This window comes from Herbaspirillum sp. 1130 (genome assembly GCF_017833835.1).
Classification (GTDB): domain Bacteria; phylum Pseudomonadota; class Gammaproteobacteria; order Burkholderiales; family Burkholderiaceae_D; genus Herbaspirillum; species Herbaspirillum huttiense.
Genome location: NZ_JAFICQ010000004.1, coordinates 726,958 through 751,706 on the forward strand (window position 1 = coordinate 726,958; position 24,749 = coordinate 751,706).

At 63.6% G+C, this 24,749-nt stretch carries 20 protein-coding genes; 8 read left to right on the forward strand and 12 right to left on the reverse strand.

Going from position 1 to position 24,749, the window contains the following annotated elements; all coding sequences use genetic code 11:
* Positions 1–633: 633 nt before the first annotated feature.
* From JOD78_RS21115 to JOD78_RS21130, 4 genes are all read left to right on the forward strand, one after another.
* Entirely contained in the window at positions 634–1,815 is a 1,182-nt protein-coding gene (locus JOD78_RS21115; protein ID WP_209567590.1) for an acetyl-CoA acetyltransferase, read from the forward strand.
* Between the two features lie 120 nt (positions 1,816–1,935).
* Positions 1,936–3,552, forward strand: coding sequence for an acyl-CoA synthetase (locus tag JOD78_RS21120; protein WP_348534276.1), 1,617 nt, complete (start codon positions 1,936–1,938; stop codon positions 3,550–3,552).
* Complete coding sequence (locus JOD78_RS21125) at positions 3,549–4,118, forward strand: hypothetical protein (protein WP_209567592.1); 570 nt, start codon at positions 3,549–3,551, stop codon at positions 4,116–4,118. The genes JOD78_RS21120 and JOD78_RS21125 overlap by 4 nt, the downstream gene beginning before the upstream one ends.
* A 2-nt stretch (positions 4,119–4,120) precedes the next feature.
* On the forward strand, positions 4,121–4,573 hold the full coding sequence (locus JOD78_RS21130) for a PPC domain-containing DNA-binding protein (RefSeq protein ID WP_245202221.1): 453 nt from the start codon (positions 4,121–4,123) through the stop codon (positions 4,571–4,573).
* Between the two features lie 81 nt (positions 4,574–4,654).
* Here JOD78_RS21130 and JOD78_RS21135 read toward each other — a convergent pair whose 3' ends face one another.
* From JOD78_RS21135 to JOD78_RS21165, 7 genes are all read right to left on the reverse strand, one after another.
* A complete protein-coding gene (locus tag JOD78_RS21135; protein ID WP_121043809.1) occupies positions 4,655–5,950 on the reverse strand; it encodes a dicarboxylate/amino acid:cation symporter in 1,296 nt (431 codons plus the stop codon).
* Positions 5,951–6,294: 344 nt separating this feature from the next.
* Entirely contained in the window at positions 6,295–8,409 is a 2,115-nt protein-coding gene (locus tag JOD78_RS21140) for a phospholipase C, phosphocholine-specific (protein WP_209567595.1), read from the reverse strand.
* A gap of 177 nt (positions 8,410–8,586) precedes the next feature.
* The gene (gene glcF, locus JOD78_RS21145) at positions 8,587–9,828 is read right to left on the reverse strand and encodes a glycolate oxidase subunit GlcF (RefSeq protein ID WP_209567598.1); all 1,242 of its coding nucleotides are present in this window, start codon (positions 9,826–9,828) and stop codon (positions 8,587–8,589) included.
* A 24-nt stretch (positions 9,829–9,852) separates the two neighbouring features.
* Positions 9,853–10,926, reverse strand: a complete 1,074-nt coding sequence (gene glcE, locus JOD78_RS21150; RefSeq protein ID WP_209567599.1) for a glycolate oxidase subunit GlcE — start codon at positions 10,924–10,926, stop codon at positions 9,853–9,855.
* Between the two features lie 2 nt (positions 10,927–10,928).
* Positions 10,929–12,416 carry an FAD-linked oxidase C-terminal domain-containing protein gene (locus tag JOD78_RS21155; RefSeq protein WP_039786927.1) on the reverse strand — a complete coding sequence of 496 codons (1,488 nt, stop codon included), beginning with the start codon at positions 12,414–12,416 and terminating at the stop codon, positions 10,929–10,931.
* A gap of 249 nt (positions 12,417–12,665) precedes the next feature.
* Positions 12,666–13,556, reverse strand: a complete 891-nt coding sequence (locus JOD78_RS21160) for a LysR substrate-binding domain-containing protein (RefSeq protein WP_121043818.1) — start codon at positions 13,554–13,556, stop codon at positions 12,666–12,668.
* A gap of 125 nt (positions 13,557–13,681) precedes the next feature.
* Complete coding sequence (locus tag JOD78_RS21165) at positions 13,682–15,097, reverse strand: FAD-linked oxidase C-terminal domain-containing protein (RefSeq protein WP_088755702.1); 1,416 nt, start codon at positions 15,095–15,097, stop codon at positions 13,682–13,684.
* Between the two features lie 305 nt (positions 15,098–15,402).
* On the opposite strand from JOD78_RS21165, the gene JOD78_RS21170 reads away from it, so the two are divergent.
* Positions 15,403–15,957, forward strand: coding sequence for a cob(I)yrinic acid a,c-diamide adenosyltransferase (locus tag JOD78_RS21170; RefSeq protein ID WP_209567601.1), 555 nt, complete (start codon positions 15,403–15,405; stop codon positions 15,955–15,957).
* Between the two features lie 146 nt (positions 15,958–16,103).
* On the opposite strand, the gene dxs is transcribed toward JOD78_RS21170, so the two are convergent.
* From dxs to JOD78_RS21185, 3 genes are all read right to left on the reverse strand, one after another.
* A complete protein-coding gene (dxs, locus tag JOD78_RS21175; protein WP_209567603.1) occupies positions 16,104–17,969 on the reverse strand; it encodes a 1-deoxy-D-xylulose-5-phosphate synthase in 1,866 nt (621 codons plus the stop codon).
* 78 nt (positions 17,970–18,047) lie between these two features.
* Positions 18,048–18,995, reverse strand: a complete 948-nt coding sequence (locus JOD78_RS21180; RefSeq protein ID WP_121043827.1) for a polyprenyl synthetase family protein — start codon at positions 18,993–18,995, stop codon at positions 18,048–18,050.
* A complete protein-coding gene (locus JOD78_RS21185) occupies positions 18,995–19,279 on the reverse strand; it encodes an exodeoxyribonuclease VII small subunit (protein ID WP_051156416.1) in 285 nt (94 codons plus the stop codon). The genes JOD78_RS21180 and JOD78_RS21185 overlap by 1 nt, the downstream gene beginning before the upstream one ends.
* A 267-nt stretch (positions 19,280–19,546) precedes the next feature.
* Here JOD78_RS21185 and JOD78_RS21190 point away from each other — a divergent pair, with 267 nt between their 5' ends.
* The 3 genes from JOD78_RS21190 (at position 19,547) to JOD78_RS21200 (ending at position 22,731) form a co-directional block, all read left to right on the forward strand.
* Positions 19,547–20,668, forward strand: a complete 1,122-nt coding sequence (locus JOD78_RS21190) for an aromatic ring-hydroxylating dioxygenase subunit alpha (RefSeq protein WP_121043832.1) — start codon at positions 19,547–19,549, stop codon at positions 20,666–20,668.
* Between the two features lie 221 nt (positions 20,669–20,889).
* On the forward strand, positions 20,890–21,807 hold the full coding sequence (locus JOD78_RS21195; RefSeq protein ID WP_034330513.1) for a DMT family transporter: 918 nt from the start codon (positions 20,890–20,892) through the stop codon (positions 21,805–21,807).
* Positions 21,808–21,873: 66 nt separating this feature from the next.
* Positions 21,874–22,731, forward strand: coding sequence for a sulfurtransferase (locus tag JOD78_RS21200; protein WP_209567606.1), 858 nt, complete (start codon positions 21,874–21,876; stop codon positions 22,729–22,731).
* Positions 22,732–22,755: 24 nt separating this feature from the next.
* Here JOD78_RS21200 and JOD78_RS21205 read toward each other — a convergent pair whose 3' ends face one another.
* Both JOD78_RS21205 and JOD78_RS21210 read right to left on the reverse strand, forming a co-directional pair.
* Positions 22,756–23,697, reverse strand: coding sequence for a LysR substrate-binding domain-containing protein (locus JOD78_RS21205; protein ID WP_121043837.1), 942 nt, complete (start codon positions 23,695–23,697; stop codon positions 22,756–22,758).
* A 254-nt stretch (positions 23,698–23,951) separates the two neighbouring features.
* Positions 23,952–24,686 (reverse strand): ZIP family metal transporter, encoded by a 735-nt coding sequence (locus JOD78_RS21210; RefSeq protein ID WP_034330510.1) that lies wholly within the window; start codon positions 24,684–24,686, stop codon positions 23,952–23,954.
* Positions 24,687–24,749 lie beyond the last annotated feature (63 nt).

The window sequence follows — 24,749 nt, forward strand, 5'->3', positions numbered from 1 at the left end:
AGAGCAAATTGGATGCCAAGCCTCCGGTCTTCCCTTGTCGGCATGGCGCTCCCCCTCTCCCTCAACGGCACTGCGCCTGTATTCTCTGCGATAAGGGCGGGCCTGTACAAGCGCGCAATCATCGCCGCCGCCATTTATTTGCGCGCAGCGTGACTGCGACACCTGTCGCAGAAGTGTCGCTGCACTGTCGCAGCGGTCGACACCTGTTCATGCTGCTCATGGGCAATAACGCATCCATCAGACTGCTGCAGCGCAATGATTTACGTTAACGTAAAGTACGTGATATCTTCATGCGGTCGGCGGGCACTGCCCTGTTCCGTTGGATTTTTCCTGCATTTCGGGAATGAGCGGGCGGCCTGCCGGACACATCAGCACGCATCAACATCAACAACAAAGCGAGACCCGGCGCGGCTTTGCGCCGGCACTCTCAGGAGACGGGCAAGATGCAGGCCGGCACCTGGCGCGATGCGCCATCACCGGCTGCGCGATGCCGAGGCAAGGGATGCGCAACACCGGCTGCATGCGGTGGCGCGAGCGGTCCTGCGCGTGGCATCGATTTTGCATATTGCCCCTGTGTGTAACGGAGCGACCCCGCTCCATTGACCCCGTGACTACGGACACAAGGACAACCCCATGACTGTTTCTGCATCCTCACCCTGCATCACCGGCTGGAACCATTCGCAGTTCGGCAAGCTCGACGGCATCGATCCGGAAGTGCTGATCGGCCAGGTCGCCAAGGCCGCCATCGAACACGCCGGGCTGCAACCGGAAGACATCGACTCGGTGCACTTCGGCACCTTCAATGCCGGTTTCCTGTACCAGGATTTCCCTTCCTCGCTGGTGCTCAACACGCTGCCGCAGCTGCGCTTCAAACCCGCCACGCGCTTGGAGAATGCCTGCGCCACCGGTTCGGCGGCGATCCATTCGGGCCTGCAGGCGATCAAGGCTGGCGAATCGAAACACGTGCTGGTGATCGGCTTCGAGAAGATGACCGAACTGGCCACCGCGCAAGTGGGCGAGGTGCTGCTCAAGGCCTGCTACGCCAAGGAAGAAGCGGGCATTCCGGGTGGCTTTGCCGGCGTCTTCGGCAAGATCGCGCAGAGCTACTTCGAGCGCTTCGGCGACCAGTCCGATGCGCTGGCGATGATCGCGGCCAAGAATCACAAGAACGGCATGGTCAATCCCTATGCGCACATGCGCAAGGATTTCGGTTTCGATTTCTGCCGCACGGTCTCCGACAAGAATCCGTATGTGGCCGGTCCGCTCAAGCGCACCGACTGCTCGCTCATTTCCGATGGTGCAGCTGCCCTCGTCATCAGCGCTGCCGATGTGGCCAAGTCCATGCCGCGCGCGGTGCAGTTCCGTGCGGCGGTCCACGTCAATGATTTCCTGCCGTTGTCGCGCCGAGATCCAACCCGCTTCGAAGCGGCCGAGCTGGCCTGGAAGAAGGCGCTGGGCGCAGCCAGCCTGAGCCTCGATGATCTGTCGCTGGTGGAGACGCACGACTGCTTCACCGTGGCCGAACTGCTGGAATACGAAGCCATGGGCCTGGCCCCGCACGGCCAGGGCGCACGCGTGATTGCCGAAGGCATCACCGCCAAGGACGGCAAGCTGCCGGTCAATCCCTCGGGCGGGCTGAAGTCCAAGGGCCATCCGGTCGGTGCCACCGGTGTCTCGATGCACGTGATGGCGGCCATGCAGGCATCCCATGATGCGGGCGACATGCAGATCGCCAATGCGCGCTATGCCGGCGTGTTCAACATGGGCGGCGCGGCGGTGGCCAACTATGTGAGCATCCTGGAGCGTGTGAACTGAAAATGCGGTAGCAGCACCGGCGCGCCGTCCTGTCGTTGAAGGCCGGTGCGCCGCATGAAGTGATGTACAAAAAACAGAACAAGGCAGCACGCCAATTTCCATCAGAATTCCATCAGAAGAATCGGGACGAGTGAGACGATGTTAAGCAAAGTGATGAACCTGGGCCGCCTGCTCTCGGACGTGGCGCGCCGCTTTCCGGAGGAGCCGGGACTGATCCTGGCGCAAGGCGCAGCCGATGGCAGCGACCGCCTGATCCCCTGGCGCGAGATCAATGCCCGTGTCGATGCGCTGGCCCATGCCCTCACCCGGCGCGGCGTCAAAAAGGGCGACAAGATGCTGGTCCACTCGCGCAACAACCAGCAGATCTTCGAGAGTGCCTGGGCCGCCTTCAAGATGGGCGTGGTCTGGGTGCCGACCAATTTCCGCATCACGCCGCCCGAGGCCGCCTATCTCGGCCAGTCCAGCGGCGCCTGCGTGATGCTGTATGACCGCGGTTTCGCACCGTATGTCGATGCGGTCAAAGCCGCCTCGCCAGCACTTGAACACGTGGTGGCCCTGGCCGACGCACGGCCGGGCGAACTCGATTACGAAACCCTGGTGGCCGATGGCAGCGGCGAAACCTTCCGCGAGGCCGAAGTCGATTACGACGATCCGCTGTGGTTCTTCTACACCTCCGGCACTACCGGCCATCCCAAGGCGGGCATGCTCTCGCACGGCCAGATGGCCTTCGTGGTGACCAATCACCTGGCCGACCTGATGCCGGGCCTCACGCATCAATCGCGCTCGCTGGTAGTGGCACCGCTGTCACACGGCGCAGGCGTGCATGCGGTGGTCAATACCGCGCGCGGTGCGGCCAGCATCCTGCTCTCTTCCGAACGGCTGGTGGTGGAGGAAGCCTGGCAGCTGGTGGAAAAATACAAGGTGGACAATCTCTTCACCGTGCCCACCATCGTCAAGATCCTGGTCGAAGATGAGTCCGTGGACCGCTACGATCACAGCTCGCTGAAACACGTCATCTATGCCGGCGCACCCATGTATCGCGCCGACCAGGTCCATGCATTGAAGAAGCTGGGCAAGGTGCTGGTGCAGTATTACGGCCTGGGCGAAGTGACCGGCAATATCACCTTCCTGCCGTCCTATTTGCACTTCGAGGATGACGCCCATCCGCAGGCACGCGTGGGGACCTGCGGCATGCCGCGCACCGGCATGCAGATCGCCATCCTGAACGACGATGGACAAGAACTGGCGCCCTTCGAGACCGGCGAAATCTGCGTGCGCGGACCGGCCGTCTTCATGGGCTATCACAACAATCCGGAGGCCAATGCCAAGGCCTTCAAGCATGACTGGTTCCATACCGGCGACCTCGGGCATGTGGACAAGGATGGCTTCCTCTACATCACCGGACGTTCCTCTGACATGTACATCTCGGGCGGCTCCAACGTCTATCCGCGCGAGATCGAGGAAGCCCTGCTGACGCATCCGGCCGTCTCCGAAGTGGCGGTGCTGGGCGTGCCCGATCCCAAGTGGGGCGAGAGCGGGCTGGCGGTGATCGTCTGCAAGGCTGGCCAACAGGTCGATGGCGAGGCCTTGCTGACGCATCTGGAAACCCGCATCGGCAAGTACAAATGGCCGCGCCGCTTCGTCTACTGGGACAGCATGCCCAAGTCGGGCTACGGCAAGATCGTCAAGAAACAGATCAAGGCGCTGCTCGAAGAACAAGGCGACTACCGGCTATGAAACGCGCCAGCCAACCTGGCGAGACCACGGCCAGCACCGGTTTCCTGGCGGTGCGCAAGTTCCTTCATGCAGGCCAGCCGAGCTATCCGCGCACGCTGGACCTGGAGGCCGATCCGGCCGAGGAACTTCGTATCACCCTGCAACCAGGCACGCCGGTGGGCCCGGCCTTGCGGCGCGTGCTGGCACGCTACGGCCAGCGCGGCGGCGTGGGACGGCTGTGCGGCGGGACTGCGCGGCGGCTGCATTATCACCGCATCGAACAGACCGGCGATGTCAGCCGGCCTTATGACTATGGACCACCGCATGTATTGGAAGGCGTCATCAGCTTCGTGACCGGCGCCATCACCATCGGCCAGAACGCCGATGGAAAAGTCTTGCTGCATTGCCACTCAGGTTTCATCGATGGCGATGGCACGCTGCATGGCGGCCATCTGCTGCTCGACACGGTGGAGGTGGGCGACGATCCGCTCATCCTGCGCCTGTGCCTGTTCTCCCGCAGCGCCTTCGTCGTCAACAGCGATGAAGAGACGCACTTCAGTCTATTGCATCCGACACCCATGGAATGATGATGACGCTCCCCGCCCATGACAGCGACTCCCTTGACGACCACATCCACGTAGAACAGGGCCAGCTCGGCAAGCTGGTGATGGCCCGGCTCAAACCCAACCAGGACCTGACCGAAAGCGTGGAAGCGCTGTGCCGCCAGCATGGCATGGACAAGGCCATCGTGCGGGGCGCCATCGGCAGCCTCATCGATGCCCATCTGCAATACGCCACTCCGGCCGGGGTGCGTGCGATGGAGATCAACGGGCCGGGTGTGGAAATCCTCAACGTCTTCGGCGAAATCGGTTTTAGCGATGGACCGGCCAGCGCCCATCCGCTTCAGGGCGTGGTGGCCGATACCGAGGGCCGCATCTTTGCCGGACGCTTCGTGCGCGGCGCCAATCTCTCTTTCATCACCATCGAGATCACCTTGCAGGAATGGATTGCGGTCAAGCAATCCGAGGCGCTGCCGGCCTGAATCACTTTCCTTTCCCCCATGAAAAATGCCGCGCGGCTCATCACCGGGCGGCATTGTTTCATTCTTGGACTAACTATCGGATCAGGCTTCCGTATGCAGCGTGGCTTCGGCTTCCTGTTCGATCTCGACTTCGGCGCGCGCGGCTTCTTCTTCGCTCAGCAGGCCGCCTTCCCACTTGGCCACCACGGCCGAAGCGATCGAGTTGCCCACCGCATTGGTAGCCGAACGGCCCATGTCGAGGAAGGTATCGATGCCCAGGATCACCAGCAGGCCCGCTTCCGGGATGTTGAACTGGTGCAGCGTGGCGGCGATCACCACCAGCGAGGCGCGCGGCACGCCGGCGATGCCCTTGGAGGTCAGCATCAGCACCAGCATCATGGTGATCTGGGTGGAGATGGGCATGTGGATGCCATAGGCCTGCGCGATGAAGAGCGTAGCGAAGGTGCAGTAGATCATCGAACCGTCGAGGTTGAAGGAATACCCCATCGGCATGACGAAGCTGGAAATCTTGCGCTTGACGCCAAAGCGGTCCAGCGCGTCCAGCAGCTTCGGATAGGCCGCTTCCGAGCTGGCGGTGGCGAAGGCCAGCAGGAAGGCTTCCTTGATCAGCGCCAGCAGGTGGAAGATGCGCTTCTTCAGGAACACGAAGCCCACTGCGATCAGGATCACCCACAGCAGCACCAGCGAGAAGTAGAAGTCACGCATGAAGACCGCGAAGCTGACCAGGATGTCCAGGCCATTGACGGCGACCGTTGCGGCCATGGCGGCAAACACCGCCACCGGCGCGAACTTCATGACGTAGACGGTGATCTTCAGCATGGTGTGCGACAGGTCGTCGATGACGAGCAGCAGGTGCTTGCCGCGTTCACCCAGCGCCGCCAGGGCGATGCCGAAGAACATGGAGAACACCACCACCTGCAGGATCTCGTTCTGCGCCATGGCTTCCACAATCGACTTGGGCACCAGGTGGTTGAAGAATTCCTTGACCGTGAACTTGCTGGTGGCCAGGCCAGCACCGGCAGCATCCGGCGACGGCAGCGCCACGCCGGCGCCCGGTTGCAGCAGGTTGGCCATGATCATGCCCAGCGCCAGCGACACCAGCGAAGCGATGAAGAACCAGGCCAGCGACTTGCCGAAGATGCGGCCCACCGACTTGGCGTCGCCCATGTGGGCGATGCCCACCACCAGGGTCGAGAACACCAGCGGTGCGATGACCATCTTGATGAGGCGCAGGAACAGGTCCGAGGCAATCGAGATATAGCCCGCCAGCTCCTTGGCCTCGCCCTTGTCGTAGTGATTGAAAATCAGGTAGCCGACCAGGATGCCCAGCAGCATGGCTGCAAAGATGTAGGCGGCTTGTGGAATGCGTTTCTTCATGTGTTCTCCTGCCCTCGCTCGCCACCGGCACGAGGCACCGGTGAGAGGACGATGATGTAAGGCTTGCGGGCGGCGCCGGCCGGTGCGGTGACAGGGGCGCCATGCTTTTGGATGGTCAGAAAGCGTCAGTTTCTGATGAGAAACTCTGACCGTTTTTTCCCGCCGCGCGGAAAAAAGGACGAAGCTTATTGACTTATGCCCCCCGCCGTCAAGGCTAAGCAGGTAAAACTGCCCCAAAACGCAGCAAACCGTCCACAGGAGCCGGAATGTGGCGATTTTGCCAACATGCCTGAGGCCAACTTGTCAGCGCTTTGTCAGCCACGAAACACCCGCCTGCAGGGGCTTCAGAGTGCGGTCGTCACCGGTGCCGTGGCGGCCGGATCGCTCATGCTGGGGCGACCGGTTTCCAGATGGCCCGCCAGCCGGCGCAGCCAGTGCGGCCGGTCCTGCAGTTGCCACTGCAGGTCGTACCAGTGGTGGCTGGCCGCCAGATCCCAGGCGCTGCTGACGCTCTGCCCGGCCGGCACGTGCAGCACGCGCGGGGTGTGGCCGTAGGCCAGATCGGTGACCGTGGCGATCAAGGGTGCCGGGCCGGGATTGAGCAAGCTGACGTTCAGCACGCCGCGGGCCGCATCGTAATGGCTGCGCAGTTCCGGTTCCGGCTGCGACGTGCTTCCGGCCTTCCCTGCGAAACGGCGGAAATAGCCGTTCGGTCCCCACACGCTGAACTGGTAACGGCCTCCGGCAGCAAGCGGCCAACTGTCAGCGAGCTGCTTGCCGGCTTCCACGGTATAGCCGCGCGGTGCGCTACCGAGGACATCGTCGTGGACCTGGAAATGCGCGCCCTGCCGGCCGACATTGTCGAAGCGCAGGATGTAACGGTCGCCCTCGCGGCTGCCATGCACGTGCAGCGCATAGGGCAAGGCACAGGCAGTCCGCACGCCCGCTTCCTGCGGCGCGATGGACAGCGCGGCGCCGGGTGCGGGCGCGCTGATGGCGACCGGACGTTTGCATTGCAGGTCGGAATCGGCCAGGTAGTGGGTGGTATCGGGCAGGCGCGGTGCCGAAGTATCGCGCCGGCTGAAATCCAGCGTCGATGTGAGGTCGCCGCACACCGCACGCCGCCAGGGAGAAATGTTGGGCTCGATGACGCCGAAGCGGCGCTCGATGAATTGCAGTACGGACGTGTGATCGAACACCTGCGAATTGACCCGTCCGCCGCGCGACCATGGCGAGACCACGAACATCGGCACGCGCGGGCCCAGCCCGTAGGGCAGCTGGTCGGCAATGAACTTGCCCTGCTGGCTCGCGGCCACCACGGCATGGCGCTCCAGCGCGATGTCCACCGTGCTCTTGCCGGAATCCGGCACCGTGGGGGCCTGCGGCGGGACCACGTGGTCGAAGAAGCCGTCATTCTCGTCATACATGATGAAGAGCACGGTCTTGCTCCACACCTCGGGATTGGCGGTGAGCGCATCGAGGATGTCGGAGAGATAGCGCGCGCCATACAGCGGCGTGTAATCCGGATGCTCGGAATACACCGCCGGCGGCAGCAGCCACGACACCTGCGGCAGCTTGCCCTGCTCCACATCGGCCCTGAGCTGCGCGACGCTGCGGGACCTCATGCCGCGCGCGTGCAGGGAGGAACCGATGGGCGCATGCACGAAGTTCTCGAACGAAGCCAGCATGTTGGTGCCGTAGTTGCCACTGAACTTGTCGAAGTCAGTGCCCTGCTGGTAGACCTGCCAGGAAATGCCGGCCTGCTCCAGCCGTTCCGGATAGGTGGTCCAGGTGAAGGGCGGCAGCTTGGTGCTGCTGAACTGGTTGTCGATGTAGTCGGTATTGTCCAGCAGCGGCCCGCCGCCGCTGCCCAGCGGATCGATCATGCCGGTCATCAGGTACATGCGGTTGGGATGGGTGTTGCCGGGAATCGAGCAGAAATACTGGTCGCACACGGTAAAGGCATCCGCCAGGGCATAGTGGAAGGGAATGTCCTCGCGCACGTGATAGCCCATGCACAGATTGCCCTTCTGCTGCGCCCATTGATCGGCGCGTCCGCCGTTGATGGCACCCTGGGTGGTGGCCCAAGTGTGCGGCAGGCTGCCGACGCATTGCGCATTCATCGCCGGATCAGTGGTGTCGTAACGGAACGGTGCGATGACGGCGGCGGGATCCTCCTGACGCGGCTGGAACCAGACCGGATGGCCATTGGGCAGCGTCACCGGAAAGCGGTCGTTGTAGCCGCGCACACCGGACAGATGCCCCAGGTAGTGATCGAAGGACCGGTTCTCCTGCATGAAGACCACGATGTGCTCGACGTCCTCGATGCTGCCCGTGCGCACCCGGGGCGCAATGGCCAGGGCCTTGCTGATCGAGGCCGGCAGCAGCGCGGCGGCGCTGGCGGCACCGGCCACGCTGGCCGACAATCTTAGGAAATCGCGTCGACTGGTTCCGCCCATGGTCCTGGTCCTCGTGCGGGCAGCCAGGCGCGACAAGACCTTGCGGGCTTCGCCTGACTACACCGCTGGTATCGGTGAAGGCGAAAGTCTAAGTTTTTGATCTGACAGGACAATGACATCGTGAGACGCATCACGATGTCATCCGGACTATCCTGACTATCCTGACTATCCGCGTCCTCAGGCCTGTTGCAGGGCGCTGTCCAGCAATTCGATCCAGTGCCGCACCGGCGTGTCGGTCCCGGATTGCAGGTGCGTGACGCACCCGATGTTGCCGGTGACGATCATGTCCGGATCGGTGGCCTGCAGCTTGCTGATCTTGTTGTCGCGCAGACGATAGGAAAGCTCGGGCTGCAGTACCGAATAGGTGCCGGCCGAACCGCAGCAGAGATGACTGTCCGCACACAGCTGCACATCCACGCCGGCCGCGCGCAGGATGTCCTCGACCTTGCCGCGGATCTTCTGGCCATGCTGCAGGGTGCAGGGCGGGTGATAGGCCACGCGCTTGCCGTTGAAATCCTTGAGCTTGTGCTGCAGCTGCTCTTCGAACTCGGGCAGGATCTCGCTGATGTCGCGCGTCATGCGGGAGATGCGGCGCGCCTTCTCGGCGTAATCCGGATCGTGCTGCAGCAGGTGCCCGTATTCCTTGACGGTGGCCCCGCAGCCGGAGGCATTCATGACGATGGTGTCGGCACGCACGCCGTCACGTCCTTCGATGTAGGGCCACCAGGCGTCGATGTTGCGGCGCATGTCGTCGAGGCCGCCGTCCTGGTCATTGAGGTGATAGCGGATGGCCCCGCAGCAGCCGGCCTTGGGCGGCGCGAACAATTGCACGCCGAGGGCATCGAGCACGCGCGCGGTGGCGCTGTTGATGTTGGGGGCCATCGACGGTTGCACGCAACCTTCGAGCAGCAGCATCTGGCGCGCATGCGTGCGCGTCGGCCAGCTTCCCGCATCCTGCGGCAGCGGCACCTTGTTCTGCAACAGCTTGGGCAAGAGCGGGCGCACCATCTGCCCCGCCTTCATGGCCGGACGGAAGATCCACTTGCGCGGCACCAGCTCCTTCAAGGCAGTGCGCAAGACACGCTCGCCGAAGGGGCGCTGCACCTGCTCTTCCACCACCTTGCGGCCGATGTCGACCAGGCGCCCGTACTGCACGCCGGAGGGGCAAGTGGATTCGCAGTTGCGGCAGGTCAGACAGCGGTCCAGGTGCGATTGCGTGGCGGCCGTGGCGGGCTTGCCTTCGAGCACCTGCTTGATGAGATAGATGCGGCCGCGCGGGCCATCCAGTTCATCGCCCAGCAGTTGATAGGTGGGACAAGTGGCGGTACAGAAACCGCAATGCACGCAGGAACGCAGGATGCTGTCGGCTTCCTCGCCGGCCTGGGTGTTGCGGATGAAATCAGCCAAGTTGGTCTGCATGATGATCGCTTGGAAAAGAGGCGCTTACAGGCTGGCGTACAGGCGGCCGGGATTGAAGATGCCCTGCGGGTCGAATTGCTGCTTGAGACGGCGATGGATCGTTTCCACCGCCGGCTGCAAGGGGTGGAAGACACCGATGGCCTTGTCGCCGCCACGATGCAGGCTGGCGTGTCCGCCCACGGCCAGTGCGGCGGCACGGATGGCAACGGCATCCACATTTCCCTCAGGCCGCAGCCAGCGCTGCGCCCCGCCCCACTCGATCAGCTGGCGGCCCGGCAGGTCGACGGGCGGGGCCACCGACGGCACCGACAGACGCCACAGCGGGGCTTGCGGGTCGGCGAAGAAAGGATGGGTCTGCTCGCGCAGGTCGGTCCAGTAATCTTCCGGATTGCTTAATTCGGTGCCACCCATCTTTTTGATTGCTGAATCCACGGCAGCCTGTGCACCCGACAAACGGATCGTGAGCACATTGTTGACCCAGGCGCTGGCCACCAGCGGCAGGGGTTGCCCTGCGCTCTGGTTGAGCAGGCGCAGCGCACCTTCCTGGTTGATCTCGAAGACGCGGGTACTGCTGGCGATGGGACGCGGCAAGACCTTCAGCGAGACCTGCAGGATCAGTCCCAGCGTGCCCAGCGAACCGGCCAGCAGGCGCGAGATGTCATAGCCGGCGACGTTCTTCATGACCTGTCCGCCGAAGTGCAGTTGCTCGCCCTGTGCATCCATGAGCACGGCACCCAGTACGAAATCGCGCACGGCACCTGCGCTGGCGCGCGAGGGACCGGACAGGCCGGCCGCGACCATGCCGCCGACGGTGGCCGCACCACCGAAACGCGGCGGCTCCCAGGCCAGCATCTGCTTGTGCTGGGCCAGTGCCGCATCGATCTCGGCCAGGGGCGTACCGCAGCGGGCGGTGATGACCAGCTCGGTCGGTTCATAGTCGATGATGCCGCTGTAGGGGCGTGTGTCGAGCAGGTCACCGGCGGGCGCTTGTCCGTACCAGTCCTTGGTGCCGCCGCCACGGATCTGCAGGGCGCGGCCGGAGAGAATGCGTTCGCGGAAGGAGGCCAGCACGGCGTCCATGTCTTGTTGTGCTTGCATGGTCAGAATCTCGGCAGATCGGGAAAGCGCAGCTGGCCGCGCTGCACGTGCATCTTGCCGTACTCGGCACAGCGATGCAGGGTGGGAATGGCTTTGTCCGGATTGAGCAGGAAGGCCGGGTCGAAAGCGCGCTTCAACTTGAAGAAGGCCTCGCGCTCGGCGGGTGAAAACTGCACGCACATGGAGTTGATCTTCTCGATGCCCACGCCGTGTTCACCGGTGATGGTGCCGCCCACTTCCACGCACAGCTCCAGGATCTCGGCACCGAACAGTTCGGCGCGATGGAATTCGTCAGCGATGTTGGCATCGAAGAGGATCAGCGGATGCAGGTTGCCATCGCCCGCATGGAAGACGTTGGCGCAGCGCAGGCCGTATTTCTTTTCCATCTCGGCGATGCCCAGCAGCACTTGCGCCAGCTTCTTGCGCGGGATGGTGCCATCCATGCAGTAATAGTCGGGCGAGATGCGGCCGGCGGCCGGGAAGGCGTTCTTGCGGCCGGACCAGAAACGCAGGCGCTCGGCTTCCGACTGCGAGCAGGCAATCGCCGTAGCGCCGCTGGCGTTGAGCACGTCGGTCATGCGGCCGATTTCTTCCTCCACCTCTTCCACGGTGCCATCGGATTCGCACAGCAGGATGGCTTCGGCATCGATGTCATAGCCGGCTTTGACGAAGGGCTCGACCATGCGCGAGCTGGTCTTGTCCATCATCTCCAGTCCGGCCGGGATGATGCCGGCGGCGATCACGTTGGCCACTGCATTGCCGCCTTTGACCACATCGTCGAAGGAGGCCATGATCACGCGCGCGGCCTGCGGCTTGGGCACCAGCTTGACGGTCACTTCGGTGACCACGCCCAGCATGCCTTCGGAACCGATGAAGACGGCCAGCAGGTCCAGGCCCGGGGCATCCAATGCACCGCTACCGAGTTCCACGACCTCGCCTTCGATGGTGACCATGCGCACGCGCAGCACGTTGTGCACCGTCAGGCCGTATTTCAGGCAATGCACGCCGCCCGAATTCTCGGCCACGTTGCCGCCGATGGAACAGGCGATCTGCGAGGACGGGTCCGGCGCGTAATACAGGCCGTGCGGGGCCGCTGCTTCGGAGATGGCCAGGTTGCGCACGCCGGGCTGGACCACGGCGGTGCGCGAGTACTTGTCCATCTTGAGGATCTGGTTGAACTTGGCGGTGGAGACCACCACGCCATCGGCGATGGGCATGGCCCCGCCCGACAGGCCCGTGCCAGCACCGCGCGGCACGATCTGCACCTGCAGCGCGTGGCAGGCCTTCATGATGGCGATGACCTGCGCCTCGTTCTCGGGCAGCACCACCACCATGGGCAACTGGCGGTAGGCGGCCAGGCCGTCGCATTCGTAGGGGCGGGTGTCTTCCTCGTCGAACAGCACGCAGTGCGCGGGGACGACCCGGCGCAGGGCATCGACGACTTCGCGCTGGCGGGCCGGCGCGAAGGACGGTTGGGCGGGAGCATTCATGCTGGACCTCGGCGGTAAGCTAGGCAGGCGTGCGGCGCTGGATGTCCCTCTTCTTGCATCCGGTGCTGCGGCTCACGCTGTCTCGTTTGTTGTCAGCCCGCATGGTGCGGGCTTTTTCAGTCCGACAAGTGTAACGAATTTTGCCGCCCTGCACGGTGCCGTGTTGCCTGGCGGCCCACTGAAAAGAATTTCCGGCCGCCGTGAATTATTTTCAGGGCGGCCGGACGGGGCGGGCGATGCAAAGCCGGGTCAGATGTTGCGGAAGGCGTTCTGCATCCAGCTGATGAAGGTATCGACCTCCGGCCGCTCGCGCACCGCGCGCTCGTAGACCACGTAATACGCATGTGGCGGGGTACGCAGGCGCACATCGAACAATTCCACGATCTCGCCCCGGGCCAGCAGTTCTTCGGCGAAGTGCTGGCGCGTCAAGCCAATGCCGTAGCCGTGCCGCACCGCTTCCAGCAGCAGGCCCAGGTCGTCCACGCGCAGGCCGGACGAGGGTTCCACCCAGTCCTTCAGGCCAGCCGCTTCGAACCAGGGCTGCCAAGGTTCCAGCGCCGAGCGAAGCAGGGTCGCATGCTGCAGGTCGGAGGGCGACTTCATCGGCGGCAGGGTCTTCAGGTAGCCGGGGCTGGCCACGGCGAAGGCCGGTTCCTCGAACAGCTTCTCGGTGATGATGTTGGGATAGTTGCCGGCACCGAAGCGGATCTCGACATCGCTCTCCGAGAGCGACAGGTCATACAGCGGTACCGAGAGGTACAGCTCGACCACGATCTCCGGATGGCGCTGGGTGAAATCGGCGATGCGCGGCATGAGCAGGTGGCGCGCGAAAGTCGGCGGCAGCATCACCTTGATCTTGGGCTGTACGGCCGCATTGCGGTGGGGCATCGGGAAATCGGTCAGCGTGCGCAAGGCACTGCGCACCACGTCGAGGTAGCGGCGGCCGAATTCGGACAGGCCGATGGAACGGCCATCGCGATAGAACAGGCGCTCGCCCACAAAATCTTCCAGCAGGCGGATCCGGTGCGAGAGTGCCGACGGGGTGATGCACAGTTCCTCGGCGGCAATCGCAAACGAGTTGTGACGGGCTGCCGCTTCGAAGGCGGACAGGGCGTGAACGGGGGGAAGGCGGGTGGCCATGAATGGTGGATTCCTGCTGCGGTTCAAGCAAAACTGATGAAAACTAACATTGCGTTGCCGAAAAACTAAAAGGCCAAGCGCGTAAAACTAAGTTTTTCTCCCCTGGCCTGCGTGATGCATCGACCTCACTGCTCCCAGCGCAGGATCTTGCCGGGGTTCATGATGTTCTTCGGATCGAGCGCATGCTTGATGGCGCGCATGACGGCAATGGCGCCATCACCGTGTTCCTGGATCAGGAAATCCATCTTGTGCAGGCCCACGCCGTGTTCGCCGGTGCAGGTACCGTCCATGCCGAGGGCACGCGCCACCATGCGGGCGTTGACGCCTTCGGCGCGGGCGATGTCGGCCGGGTCGTTGGGGTCCACCATCATCTGCACGTGGAAGTTGCCATCGCCGACGTGGCCGATGATGGCGTGAATGAGCCCCTGCTCTTCGCAATCGGCCTTGGTGGCCAGCACGCATTCGGCCAGGCGCGAGATCGGCACGCAGCAGTCGGTGGAAATCGCACGGGCACCGGGGCGCAATTGCAGCAGCGCGAAGTAGGCGTTGTGACGGGCGGTCCAGAGACGGGTACGGTCTTCGGGGCGGGTAGCCCATTCGAAACCGAGCGCATGGAATTCCTTGGCGATGTCCTGCACCAGCTCGGCTTGTTCCTTGACGCCGTTCTCGCTGCCATGGAATTCGAACAGCAGCAGCGGGTTGACCGGCAGGTTCAGCTTGTCGTGGGCGTTGATGGCGCGCACGCCATTTTCATCGAGCAGTTCCACACGCGCCAGCGGCACGCCCATCTGGATGGTCTGGATGACGGTGTTGACCGCATCGGCCACGCTGGGGAAGGAGCAGATCGCGGCCGAAATGGCTTCCGGCTGCGGATACAGGCGCACGGTCACTTCGGTGATGATGCCGAGGGTGCCTTCGCTGCCCACATAGACGCGGGTCAGGTCGTAGCCGGCCGAGGATTTCTTGGCACGGGTGCCGGTCTTGATGATCTCGCCTTGTGCCGTGACCACGGTCAGCGTCAGCGTGTTTTCCTTCATCGTGCCGTAGCGCACGGCATTGGTGCCCGAGGCGCGGGTCGAGGCCATGCCGCCCAGCGAGGCATCAGCGCCCGGATCGATGGGGAAGAACAGGCCCGTATCCTTGATCTCCTGGTTCAGCTGCTTGCGGGTGACGCCGGCCTGGACGGTGGCCGTCAGGTCTTCGGCGTTGACGGCCAGGACCTGGTTCATCTGCGACAGGTCCACCGTCACGCCGCCCTGCAGGGCCAGCACATGGCCTTCCAGCGAGGTGCCGGCGCCGTAGGGGATGATGGGGGTGTCATACTGGCTGCAGAGCTTGACGAAGGCCGCGACTTCCTCGGTGCTGTGGGCGAAAACCACGGCGTCCGGCAGCATGGGATCGTAGGAGGATTCGTCGCGGCCGTGGTGCTCGCGCATGGCCAGGGTGGTGGAACAGCGCTCGCCGAAGAGGGCCTTGAGCTCGTCGAGCAGGGCCTGGGGCACGGGGCGTTTCAGTTTCCGGGCGTCAACTAGGTGGTTCATGCAATGTCTCTCAGGGGTCTGGTGTCTCGGTGTTCTTATGGTCTTGTGCGGGGAAGATGCAGGGCCGGTGAAGCGGCATCCCCTGCCGCTCCAGTGGACTGACCACTGATCCAATCGATGAATTTTACTCTCTTGCCGACTTTAGTTTGCGCAAATGTCCCCCTCCATGCTGCGTGATCGGACAAATCAAGTGAATTGTTTACGCCTTTTTCCAGCAGACGCGTCACGGCTCGCAGCGCATGGGAAGCGCTTGCCTTGGACGGGCCTTGCGCTTAAGCTCCCCGGCGGATCAACAAGGAGCAATGATGGGCAACCGACTTTCGAAGATCGCCACCCGCACCGGCGATGATGGCAGCACTGGACTGGGCGATGGCAGCCGCGTGGGCAAGGACAACCTGCGCATCCAGGCGCTGGGCGATGTGGATGAGCTCAATTCGCAGCTGGGCCTGCTGTTGTGCGAGACCCTGCCGGCCGCGCTGCGGGAGGAACTGGTGTCGATCCAGCATGACCTCTTCGACCTGGGCGGCGAGCTGTGCATCCCGGGCTATACGATGCTGGCCGATGCGCACCTGGCGCGGCTGGACGCCCTGCTGGAAAAGTACAACGCCACCCTGCCCCCGCTCAAGGAATTCATCCTGCCGGGTGGCTCGCGCACGGCCGCGCTGGCGCACGTATGTCGCACCGTGTGCCGTCGCGCCGAGCGCAGCGTGGTGATGCTGGAGAAGGCCGAGGCCGGCGTGAATGCGCCGGCGCGGCAGTATCTGAATCGCCTCTCCGACCTGTGCTTCGTGCTGGCGCGCGTGCTCAACCGGGAGGCGGGTGGACAGGATGTGTTGTGGGAGAAGGGGCGGGAACGCTGATCGGTGTTCCACCGCACGAGAAAAGCGAAACGCCCCGCGGGAAACCGGCGGGGCGTTTTCAGTTTGGGTGACGCAATGACTTAGATTTACGCGGCGATTTTCTTAGTTTCCGGCGGACAAAAACTAAGGTTGGGAAACGAGCATCCTCAGCCGTTGTTGACCACCAGCTTGGGCTCATCCTTGCCAAAGCGCTGGGTGATGGACTGGGCGATGCCATCGGCATCCAAGCCGCACTGGGCCAGCAGTTGCGCGGCGTCGCCATGATCGATGAAGCGATCCGGCAAGCCCAGGTGCAGTACCGGCTTGCTGATGCCGGCGGCGGCCAATGCCTCGGAGACGGCAGCACCGGCGCCGCCCATGATGCAGCCCTCTTCCACCGTCACCAGCGCATCGTGCGAGGCGGCCAGCTGCTTGACCAGTTCCACGTCCAGCGGCTTGATGAAGCGCATGTTGGCCACCGTGGCGTTGAGCTTGTCGCCCGCGCCCAATGCCGGTGCCAGCAGGCTGCCGAAGGCAAGGATGGCGACATCCTTGCCCTGGCGGCGGATTTCACCCTTGCCCAGCGGCAGGGTCTCGAGCGATTTCTCCACCGTCGCACCGATGCCGGCACCGCGCGGATAGCGCACCGAGGCCGGGCCGGGATACTGATAAGCGGTCGAGAGCATCTTGCGGCACTCATCCTCATCGGAAGCCGCCATCACCACCATGTTCGGGATACAGCGCAGGAACGCCAGGTCGTAATTGCCGGCGTGGGTCGCGCCATCGGCACCGACCAGACCGGCGCGGTCCAGGGCGAAGGTCACGTCCAGGTTCTGCAGGGCCACGTCGTGGATCAGCTGGTCGTAGGCGCGCTGCAGGAAGGTCGAGTAGATCGCCACCACCGGTTTCATGCCCTCGCAGGCCATGCCGGCGGCAAAGGTGACGGCGTGCTGTTCGGCGATGCCGACGTCGTAGTAACGGTTCGGGAATTTCTTTTCAAAGCCCACCATGCCCGAGCCTTCGCGCATGGCCGGGGTGATGCCGACCAGCTTCTCGTCGGCGGCGGCCATGTCGCACAGCCAGTCGCCGAAAACCTGGGTATAGGTCAGCTTGCCGCCCGCGCTGGGCTTGATGCCTTCGCTGGGGTTGAACTTGCCGGGACCGTGATAGAGCACCGGATCGGCCTCGGCCAGCTTGTAGCCTTGTCCCTTCTTGGTGACCACGTGCAGGAATTGCGGTCCCTTCAGGTGCTTCAGGTTCTGCAGCGTGGGGACCAGCGAGTCGAGGTCATGGCCATCGATGGGGCCGATGTAGTTGAAGCCGAATTCCTCGAACATGGTGGCCGGGACCACCATGCCCTTGGCATGTTCTTCCAGGCGCTTGGCCAGTTCCAGCACCGGGCCGGGCAGTACCGACTTGCCCACGTCACGCGCCTTGGCGTAGAACTTGCCCGACATCAGGCGCGCCAGGTAGCGATTGAGCGCTCCCACCGGCGGCGAGATCGACATGTCGTTGTCGTTGAGGATCACCAGCAGGTTGATGTCCTCGTGCACGCCCGCATTGTTGAGCGCTTCGAAGGCCATGCCGGCGGTCATCGCGCCGTCGCCGATGACGGCGATGGCATGGCGGTCCGAGCCCTGGGTCTTGGCCGCCAGCGCCATGCCGAGCGCCGCCGAGATCGAGGTCGAGGAGTGGGCGGTGCCGAAGGTGTCGTATTCACTTTCGATGCGGCGCGGGAAGCCCGAGATGCCCTCCTGCTGGCGCAGCGAGGCCATGCGCTCGCGGCGGCCGGTGAGGATCTTGTGCGGATAGGTCTGATGGCCCACGTCCCAGACGATGCGGTCCTGCGGCGTATTGAAGACGTAATGCAGCGCGATGGTCAGCTCCACCGTGCCCAGGTTGGAGGACAGGTGGCCGCCGGTCTTGGAGACCGAGTCCAGCAGGAAACCGCGCAGCTCTTCGGCCAGCGGCTTCAATTGATGGCGGGACAGGCGGCGCAGGTCGGCCGGGTCGTTGATGGTATTGAGGAGCATCTGTTCTTACCGTGTTGGGGTCTGAAGGCCGCGCCTGGCACATGCCGCGCGGTCCGTCTTCATGCCGGGTTACGTCGCTTAAGTCTTTCTCTGCACGATCAGGTCAGCCAGCTCGCGCAGGCGGCGGGCCTTCTCGCCGAAGGGTGCCAGCGCCGCGTGGGCATTGCCGCGCAGCTTCTCGGCCAGCGCCTGCGATTCGGCCAGGCCCAGGATCGAGACATAGGTCGGCTTGTTGTCCGCCGCATCCTTGCCGGCCGTCTTGCCCAGCGTGGCCGAGTCGGCCGTGGCATCGAGGATGTCGTCCACCACTTGGAAGGCCAGGCCGATGGCCCGCGCATACTCGTCCAGCGCTGCACTCTCGTCGGCGCTGAGCGCCTTGCCGCCCAGCGCGCCCAGCAGCACCGCTGCGCGCAGCAGGGCACCGGTTTTCAGGCGATGCATCTGTTCCAGCTCGGCCAGCGACAGGGTCATGCCCACGCTGGCCAGGTCGATGGCCTGGCCGCCGCACATGCCCACCGAACCGGCCGCCTGGGCCAGCAGGTTCAGCATGCGCAACTGGCGTGCCGTCACGCCGGCATCGCTCTTGCCAAGCTCGGCCTCCAGCGGGGCCGACAAGGTATCGAAGGCCTGCGCCTGCAGGGCATCGCCGACCAGCAGCGCAGTCGCTTCATCGTACTGTACGTGCACCGTGGGCTTGCCACGGCGCAGGGCATCGTCATCCATGCAAGGCATGTCGTCATGCACCAGCGAATACACGTGGATCATCTCCACCGCAGCAGCAGCCCGGTCCAGCAGCGCGCGCGGGGTGTCGAAGATGTCCCCGGCAGCATAGACCAGCAACGGACGCACGCGCTTGCCGCCATCCATGGCGGTATAGCGCATGGCTTCGTGCAGGCGCGCCGGCACCACCGAGGTCGCGGGCAGGAATCGGTCCAGCACGTCTTCCATGCCGCCCTGCACTTGGCGCATCCAGTCGGCAAACGTCAGCGGGGCCTGCGCACTGGCGGCCGGCATCTGTGCATTCATCAGTCGTCCCCGCCAGCAGCGTCCGCCGCATTGAACGGCTTGAGCATGTCGCCTTCGAGCAGCTTGACCTGGCTGTCCACCTTGTCGAGCTGGCCGGCGCAGAACTTCACCAGTTCGGAGCCGCGTTTGTAGGCAGCCACCGAGGCTTCCAGCGGCAGTTCGCCGGCTTCCATGCGGGCCACGAGCTGCTCCAGCTCTTCCATCGCTTCCTCGAAAGAAGCAGGCAAGGCGGCGCTCGCCGCAGAGGCGGCAGCAGAGGAAGCAGCGGCAGAGGTTCTAGGCATATCGACCCATTCAAAATTCCAACCCGGTATTTTAGAACAAACCGGCGATGCCCAAGTCAATCGAGGGCGTGGAAATGTCAGCGGATTTCGAGCCGAGCTTGTAAATTCGGCCAATTTACTGGCATTTTGGCCACAAAACCCGGCCCCTTATGGGGGTTTTGTGGCATAATCCTCGGTTCTGTCCAAAATTTCCTCTTCATATTATTTGAACACAGGTTTTTGCGGATTTTCTTCCTTAGGTTGGTGCAAATTAATTTGGGGGCGGAAATGTCCGATCTTGCTACTTTTGCCAAATTGGCGCGTTCAAACGCGCAACTTCCAGTCCACGTCTACTTTGACGAACCGCTCCATCAGCGGGAACTGAAACAACTCTTCCAGCAGGGACCTCGTTACGTCGGCCATGAGCTGATGGTGCCCGAGGCTGGCGACTACTCCACGCTGCCCTGGGAAAACGAAGGCCGCATGCTGGTGCGCAATGCGCAGGGCATTGAACTGCTGTCCAACGTCTGCCGCCACCGCCAGGCCAAGATGCTCGATGGCCGCGGTCACGCCAGCAACATCGTCTGCCCCCTGCATCGCTGGACCTATGATCTGAAGGGCGAATTGATCGGCGCGCCGCATTTCGGCGAGACGCCGTGCATGAACCTGTCCAAGACCCCGCTGCAAAGCTGGAATGGCCTGCTGTTCGAGAACAACGGCGTCAACATCGCCGACAAGCTCAAGCATCTGGGCGTGACGCGCGACCTGGACTTCTCCGGCTACCTGTACGACCACACCGAAGTGCACGAGTGCGACTACAACTGGAAGACCTTCATCGAGGTCTACCTGGAGGATTACCACGTCGAGCCCTTCCATCCTGGCTTGGGCAACTTCGTCAGCTGCTCCGACCTGAAGTGGGAATTCGGCCGCGACTACAGCGTGCAGACCGTGGGCGTGAACCACGGCCTGATCAAGTCCGGCTCGCCGACCTATGCCAAGTGGCAGGAAAAGCTGCTGCAATTCTCCAACGGCAAGCCGCCCAAGTACGGTGCCATCTGGCTCACGCTCTATCCCAACATCATGGTGGAGTGGTATCCGCACGTGCTGGTCGTGTCCACGCTCTGGCCGACCGGTCCGCAGAAGACCACCAACGTGGTGGAGTTCTACTATCCGGAAGAGATCGCCCTGTTCGAGCGCGAGCTGGTGGAAGCCGAGCGCGCCGCCTACATGGAGACCTGCGTCGAGGATGACGAGATCGCCCTGCGCATGGATGCCGGCCGTCGTATACTGATGGATCGCGGCACCAGCGAAGTCGGTCCCTACCAGTCGCCCATGGAAGACGGCATGCAGCACTTCCACGAGTGGTATCGCCAGCAGCTGGACGTGCCGCAAGGAACCAGCACACCATAACCAGGCCAACAGGCCGCGCAGGGGGAAAGCAGATGCAGGCATCGCGGCAAGCTCACGACGGACGTAGTCTGCGCCGTCATTGTCGCCCGCCCTCCCGCATCCGCCCCTCCCGCTCCAGCTGCAAGACGGCAGCCCCGGTTCACGCCGGGGCTGCCGTTTTATTTGGTGCTCGCCACGCGTGCGCCTTCCCCACTCTCCCCTCACACTACTGAACCGCCGCCATGCAATCGCTCTGGATGCTCGTCGCCTCATTCCTCTTTGCCGTCATGGGCGTGTGCGTCAAGCTCGCCAGCCAGTACTACACGACCTCCGAGATCGTGCTCTGCCGTGGCGTGATCGGCGTGCTCTTCATCCTCTGCCTGATCCGCCTGCGCGGGGGTACGCTGCGCACGCCTTTCCCGCGCGATCACTTCATTCGCGGCGGTGTGGGCGTGGTCTCGCTGTGGATGTGGTTCTATTCCTTCAGCCTGCTGCCGATCGCCACGGCCACCACGCTGAACTACATGTCCTCGATCTGGATTGCGGTGATGCTGTTCGTGGCCGGCTGGTGGCAGGGCCACAAGAAATTCGAATGGGGCCTGGCCGGCACGGTGGCGCTGAGCTTCCTCGGGGTGGCACTGCTGATGCGCCCATCGCTCAATGCCGAGCAGTTGCTGGGCGGTGCCATCTCGCTGGCCTCAGGTGTGCTCTCGGCACTGGTCTACTTGCAAGTACGCAAGCTGGGCCTGCTGGGGGAACCGGAGTACCGCGTGGTGTTCTACTTTTCTGCCACGGGCGTGTTGGCCGGCCTGGTCGGCAGCGTGGTGACGGGACGCGTGCCGCTGTGGCACAGCCACTCCTGGATCGGTGCGCTGCTGGTGCTCATGATAGGCTTGACGGCCACCACGGCGCAGATCGCCATGACGCGCGCCTACCGGCTCGGCAATACCCTGGTGACGGCCAACCTGCAATACACGGGCATCGTCTTTTCCAGCCTCTTCGGCGTGCTGATCTGGGATGATGCGCCGGGCTGGATCGGCTGGCTGGGCATGGCGATCATCCTGGCCAGCGGCATGCTGGCGACGTATCGCAACCAGCGCAAGAGCCAAGCCGTGGCCAAGAACGTACCCAAGGTGGACCCGATCGCCACCGAAGTCTGAATCCAGGAATCCATGAATCCCTGAATCCTGCCCGCTTGCAGGGCTTATGAACAAAAGGAGAGCCGCATGACCTACCAGACCCTCATCAGCGCCAGCGAATTGAAATCGCGTGCGCAGTATCTGAACGTTGTGGTCGTGGACTGCCGTCACGACCTGACCAACCCCGCCTACGGCCGTGAAGCCTATGCCGTCGGCCATCTTCCGCAGGCCCGCTTCGCCCACCTGGATGAGCTGCTCTCCGGTCCCAAGACCGATGCCGCCGGCCGCTTCCATGGCCGCCATCCGCTGCCGGACCGCCAGCAGTTCGTGCAGGCGATGCGCGACCTGGGCATCAACAATGACACCCAAGTGGTGGCGTATGACGCCCACGGTGGCATGTATGCCGCACGCCTGTGGTGGCTGCTGCGCTGGATCGGCCACAGCGACGTGGCCGTGCTCGATGGCGGCATGGAGGCCTGGCAGGCGCTGGGTGAAACGCTGACCAGCGAGACGCCGGCACCGGCTGCGCCGGGCAACATCCAGGATCTGTCCTCGCTGGTCAAGACCGTGGATGCGCAAGCCCTGCTCGACAATCTCAAGAGCCAAACCCTGCAAGTGGTCGACGCGCGCGCACCGGATCGCTTCCGTGGCGAGAACGAAACCATCGATGCAGTGGGTGGACACATTCCGGGCGCGAAGAACCGCTTCTTCAAGGACAACCTGCAGGCCGATGGCCACTTCAAGAGTGCCACGCAATTGCGCGAGGAATGGCTGTCGGTAGTGGGTGATCCGCAGGCTGCGGTCATGCAATGCGGCTCCGGCGTGACCGCCTGCCACAACCTGCTGGCGCTGGAAGTGGCGGGCTTGCCGGGGGCGCATCTGTATCCGGGTTCCTGGAGCGAATGGAGTTCCGATCCGCAGCGTCCGGTAGCCACCGGCAACTGATCCTTGCAGGGAGGCGGCTGCACCCTATGGCAGGTCGGGTGCCACGCTACCTGTCATTCCCGTGATCCCCGCCTCCTGCAGGCGGGTCACGAAAGCTTCCACGAACTGCTGCACCATGGCCGGCGCATCGCGTCGGCGCAGCAGGGCCACCTCCGAATGGAAATCGGCATCCTTGAGCGCGGGAAAACTGACGCCCGCCGAGAGTGAAATACTGGCCATGCTCTGCGGTACGACAGCGATGCCGAAGCCCGCATTGACCAGGCTCAGCAAGGAATTCTTGCGCGAGGTGGCACGCGCCACACGCGGATAGAAACCGTGCGCAATACAGCGCTCGGCCACCAGATAACTCAGCCCGCCGCGATCGCGGTGCGGCACCGTCACGAAGAATTCATCCCGCAATTCCGCAATCTCCACTTCGCTGCGCGCGGCCAGTCGATGGGTGGCAGGTACGGCCGCCACCAGACGCTCACGGTAGAGCACGGTGCTCTCCAGATTCGGATGCGCGCGCAGGATGGGCAAACGCGCCAGGCCGATATCGGCACTGCCTTCGACGATCTCGCGGGCCTGGTATTCGGAGGGAGCCTGCGAGATTTCCAGCGAGATGCCGGGGAAATCCTTCAACGCAGCATTGAGGGTCGGACCCAGCGGTGCCGACAGCGGCACCGAGCTGGAGTGCAGCAGGCGCAAGGCCCCGTGTTCGCCCTTGCCGATGGTGCGCGCCTGCGCTACGGCGCGGTCCAGGTCGAGCAGGATGCGGCGGCTGCGTTCATAAAAATCCTGGCCCGCCTGGGTCAGCTCGAAGGCCTTGGCCTCGCGCTTGATGAGCAGCACATCGAGGTCTGCTTCCAGCTCCTTGATCTGGCGGCTCAACGCTGATTGCGCGATGAAGAGGCGCTCGGACGCGCGGGTATAGCCGCGTGCCTCGACGATCTCGACGAAGTAGCGCAACTGCCGGATGGAAATCATGCTGTTCTCCCCTGCCCGGTTTCGCCGGCGCATCCATCTCGTTTCGAGATGGCGGGCCGGCTGATTTGATATTGGCGTACCGCGCGCGGCACCCCTACAGTGAAGCCATCCGCAACCCCGCCTTCAGGCGATGAAAGGATGGATCGTGCTCCAGGATCTCTTGTTGTTCTTCGGCCTGCTGGGCCTGGTCTGCAGCGTGGGCATGCGCTGGATATTGCGCCGGCAACGCGACACGTCCGCGCGGCCGGATGCCCTCAGTGAACGTGCGCCTGATGCGTCAGTGCCAGCACGATCAGCACGCCCGCTGCAATCAGGATCACCTGCGGGATCGTCTCGCGCAGCGTGGCGCGGCGCTGCATCTGCGGCATCAAATCGGAAACGGCGATGTAGATGAAGCCCGAGGAGGCAAACACCAGCACGAAGGGAATCCACTCCATGCCGCGTTCCAGCATGAAGTAGCCCAGCACGCCGCCGGCCACCGCCATCAGGCTGCAGATGAGGTTGTAGACATAGGCGCGGGTGCGCGAAAAACCGGCATTGAGCAGCACGATGAAGTCACCGATTTCCTGCGGGATCTCATGCGCGATGATGGCCAGTCCGGTGACCAGGCCCAGGTGCGGATCCGCCAGGAAAGCCGCCGCAATCAGGATGCCATCGGTGAAATTGTGCAGGCCGTCGCCGACCAGGATCATCCAGCCGGCCTTGCCGGCTTCCTTCTTGTCGTGACCGTGGTGATGGCCGTGGCCATCGTCTTCGTGGTGGTGCGAGTGGCGCAGGATGGCCGTCTTCTCCAGCAGGAAGAACACCAGCAGGCCACCCAGCAGCACCGCGAAGAGCGTATGCGGTTCGGCTTGCGATTCAAAGGCTTCCGGCAGCGCATGCAACAGCGAGGTCGACAGCATGATGCCCACCGACAGGCTGACCATGCGCTCGACCACCTTCGACAGCAGCGCGAAGGAGAACACCGCCGCAGCGGTAATGCTGACCACGCCGGCCAGGGTGGTGGCCAGCAGGATGGAGACGAGTGTGGAGTCGATGACGGACCTCGGGCG

Bases quoted from the DNA above. Each gene is read 5' to 3' on its own strand.
- JOD78_RS21140 (WP_209567595.1), bottom strand. From the start codon at position 8,409: ATGGGCGGAACCAGTCGACGCGATTTCCTAAGATTGTCGGCCAGCGTG.
- JOD78_RS21180 (WP_121043827.1), bottom strand. From the start codon at position 18,995: ATGAATGCACAGATGCCGGCCGCCAGTGCGCAGGCCCCGCTGACGTTT.
- JOD78_RS21205 (WP_121043837.1), bottom strand. From the start codon at position 23,697: ATGATTTCCATCCGGCAGTTGCGCTACTTCGTCGAGATCGTCGAGGCA.
- JOD78_RS21195 (WP_034330513.1), top strand. From the start codon at position 20,890: ATGCAATCGCTCTGGATGCTCGTCGCCTCATTCCTCTTTGCCGTCATG.
- JOD78_RS21160 (WP_121043818.1), bottom strand. From the start codon at position 13,556: ATGGCCACCCGCCTTCCCCCCGTTCACGCCCTGTCCGCCTTCGAAGCG.
- glcE (WP_209567599.1), bottom strand. From the start codon at position 10,926: ATGCAAGCACAACAAGACATGGACGCCGTGCTGGCCTCCTTCCGCGAA.
- JOD78_RS21130 (WP_245202221.1), top strand. From the start codon at position 4,121: ATGACGCTCCCCGCCCATGACAGCGACTCCCTTGACGACCACATCCAC.
- JOD78_RS21170 (WP_209567601.1), top strand. From the start codon at position 15,403: ATGGGCAACCGACTTTCGAAGATCGCCACCCGCACCGGCGATGATGGC.
- JOD78_RS21190 (WP_121043832.1), top strand. From the start codon at position 19,547: ATGTCCGATCTTGCTACTTTTGCCAAATTGGCGCGTTCAAACGCGCAA.
- dxs (WP_209567603.1), bottom strand. From the start codon at position 17,969: ATGCTCCTCAATACCATCAACGACCCGGCCGACCTGCGCCGCCTGTCC.
- glcF (WP_209567598.1), bottom strand. From the start codon at position 9,828: ATGCAGACCAACTTGGCTGATTTCATCCGCAACACCCAGGCCGGCGAG.
- JOD78_RS21155 (WP_039786927.1), bottom strand. From the start codon at position 12,416: ATGAATGCTCCCGCCCAACCGTCCTTCGCGCCGGCCCGCCAGCGCGAA.
- JOD78_RS21165 (WP_088755702.1), bottom strand. From the start codon at position 15,097: ATGAACCACCTAGTTGACGCCCGGAAACTGAAACGCCCCGTGCCCCAG.
- JOD78_RS21125 (WP_209567592.1), top strand. From the start codon at position 3,549: ATGAAACGCGCCAGCCAACCTGGCGAGACCACGGCCAGCACCGGTTTC.
- JOD78_RS21200 (WP_209567606.1), top strand. From the start codon at position 21,874: ATGACCTACCAGACCCTCATCAGCGCCAGCGAATTGAAATCGCGTGCG.
- JOD78_RS21135 (WP_121043809.1), bottom strand. From the start codon at position 5,950: ATGAAGAAACGCATTCCACAAGCCGCCTACATCTTTGCAGCCATGCTG.
- JOD78_RS21185 (WP_051156416.1), bottom strand. From the start codon at position 19,279: ATGCCTAGAACCTCTGCCGCTGCTTCCTCTGCTGCCGCCTCTGCGGCG.
- JOD78_RS21115 (WP_209567590.1), top strand. From the start codon at position 634: ATGACTGTTTCTGCATCCTCACCCTGCATCACCGGCTGGAACCATTCG.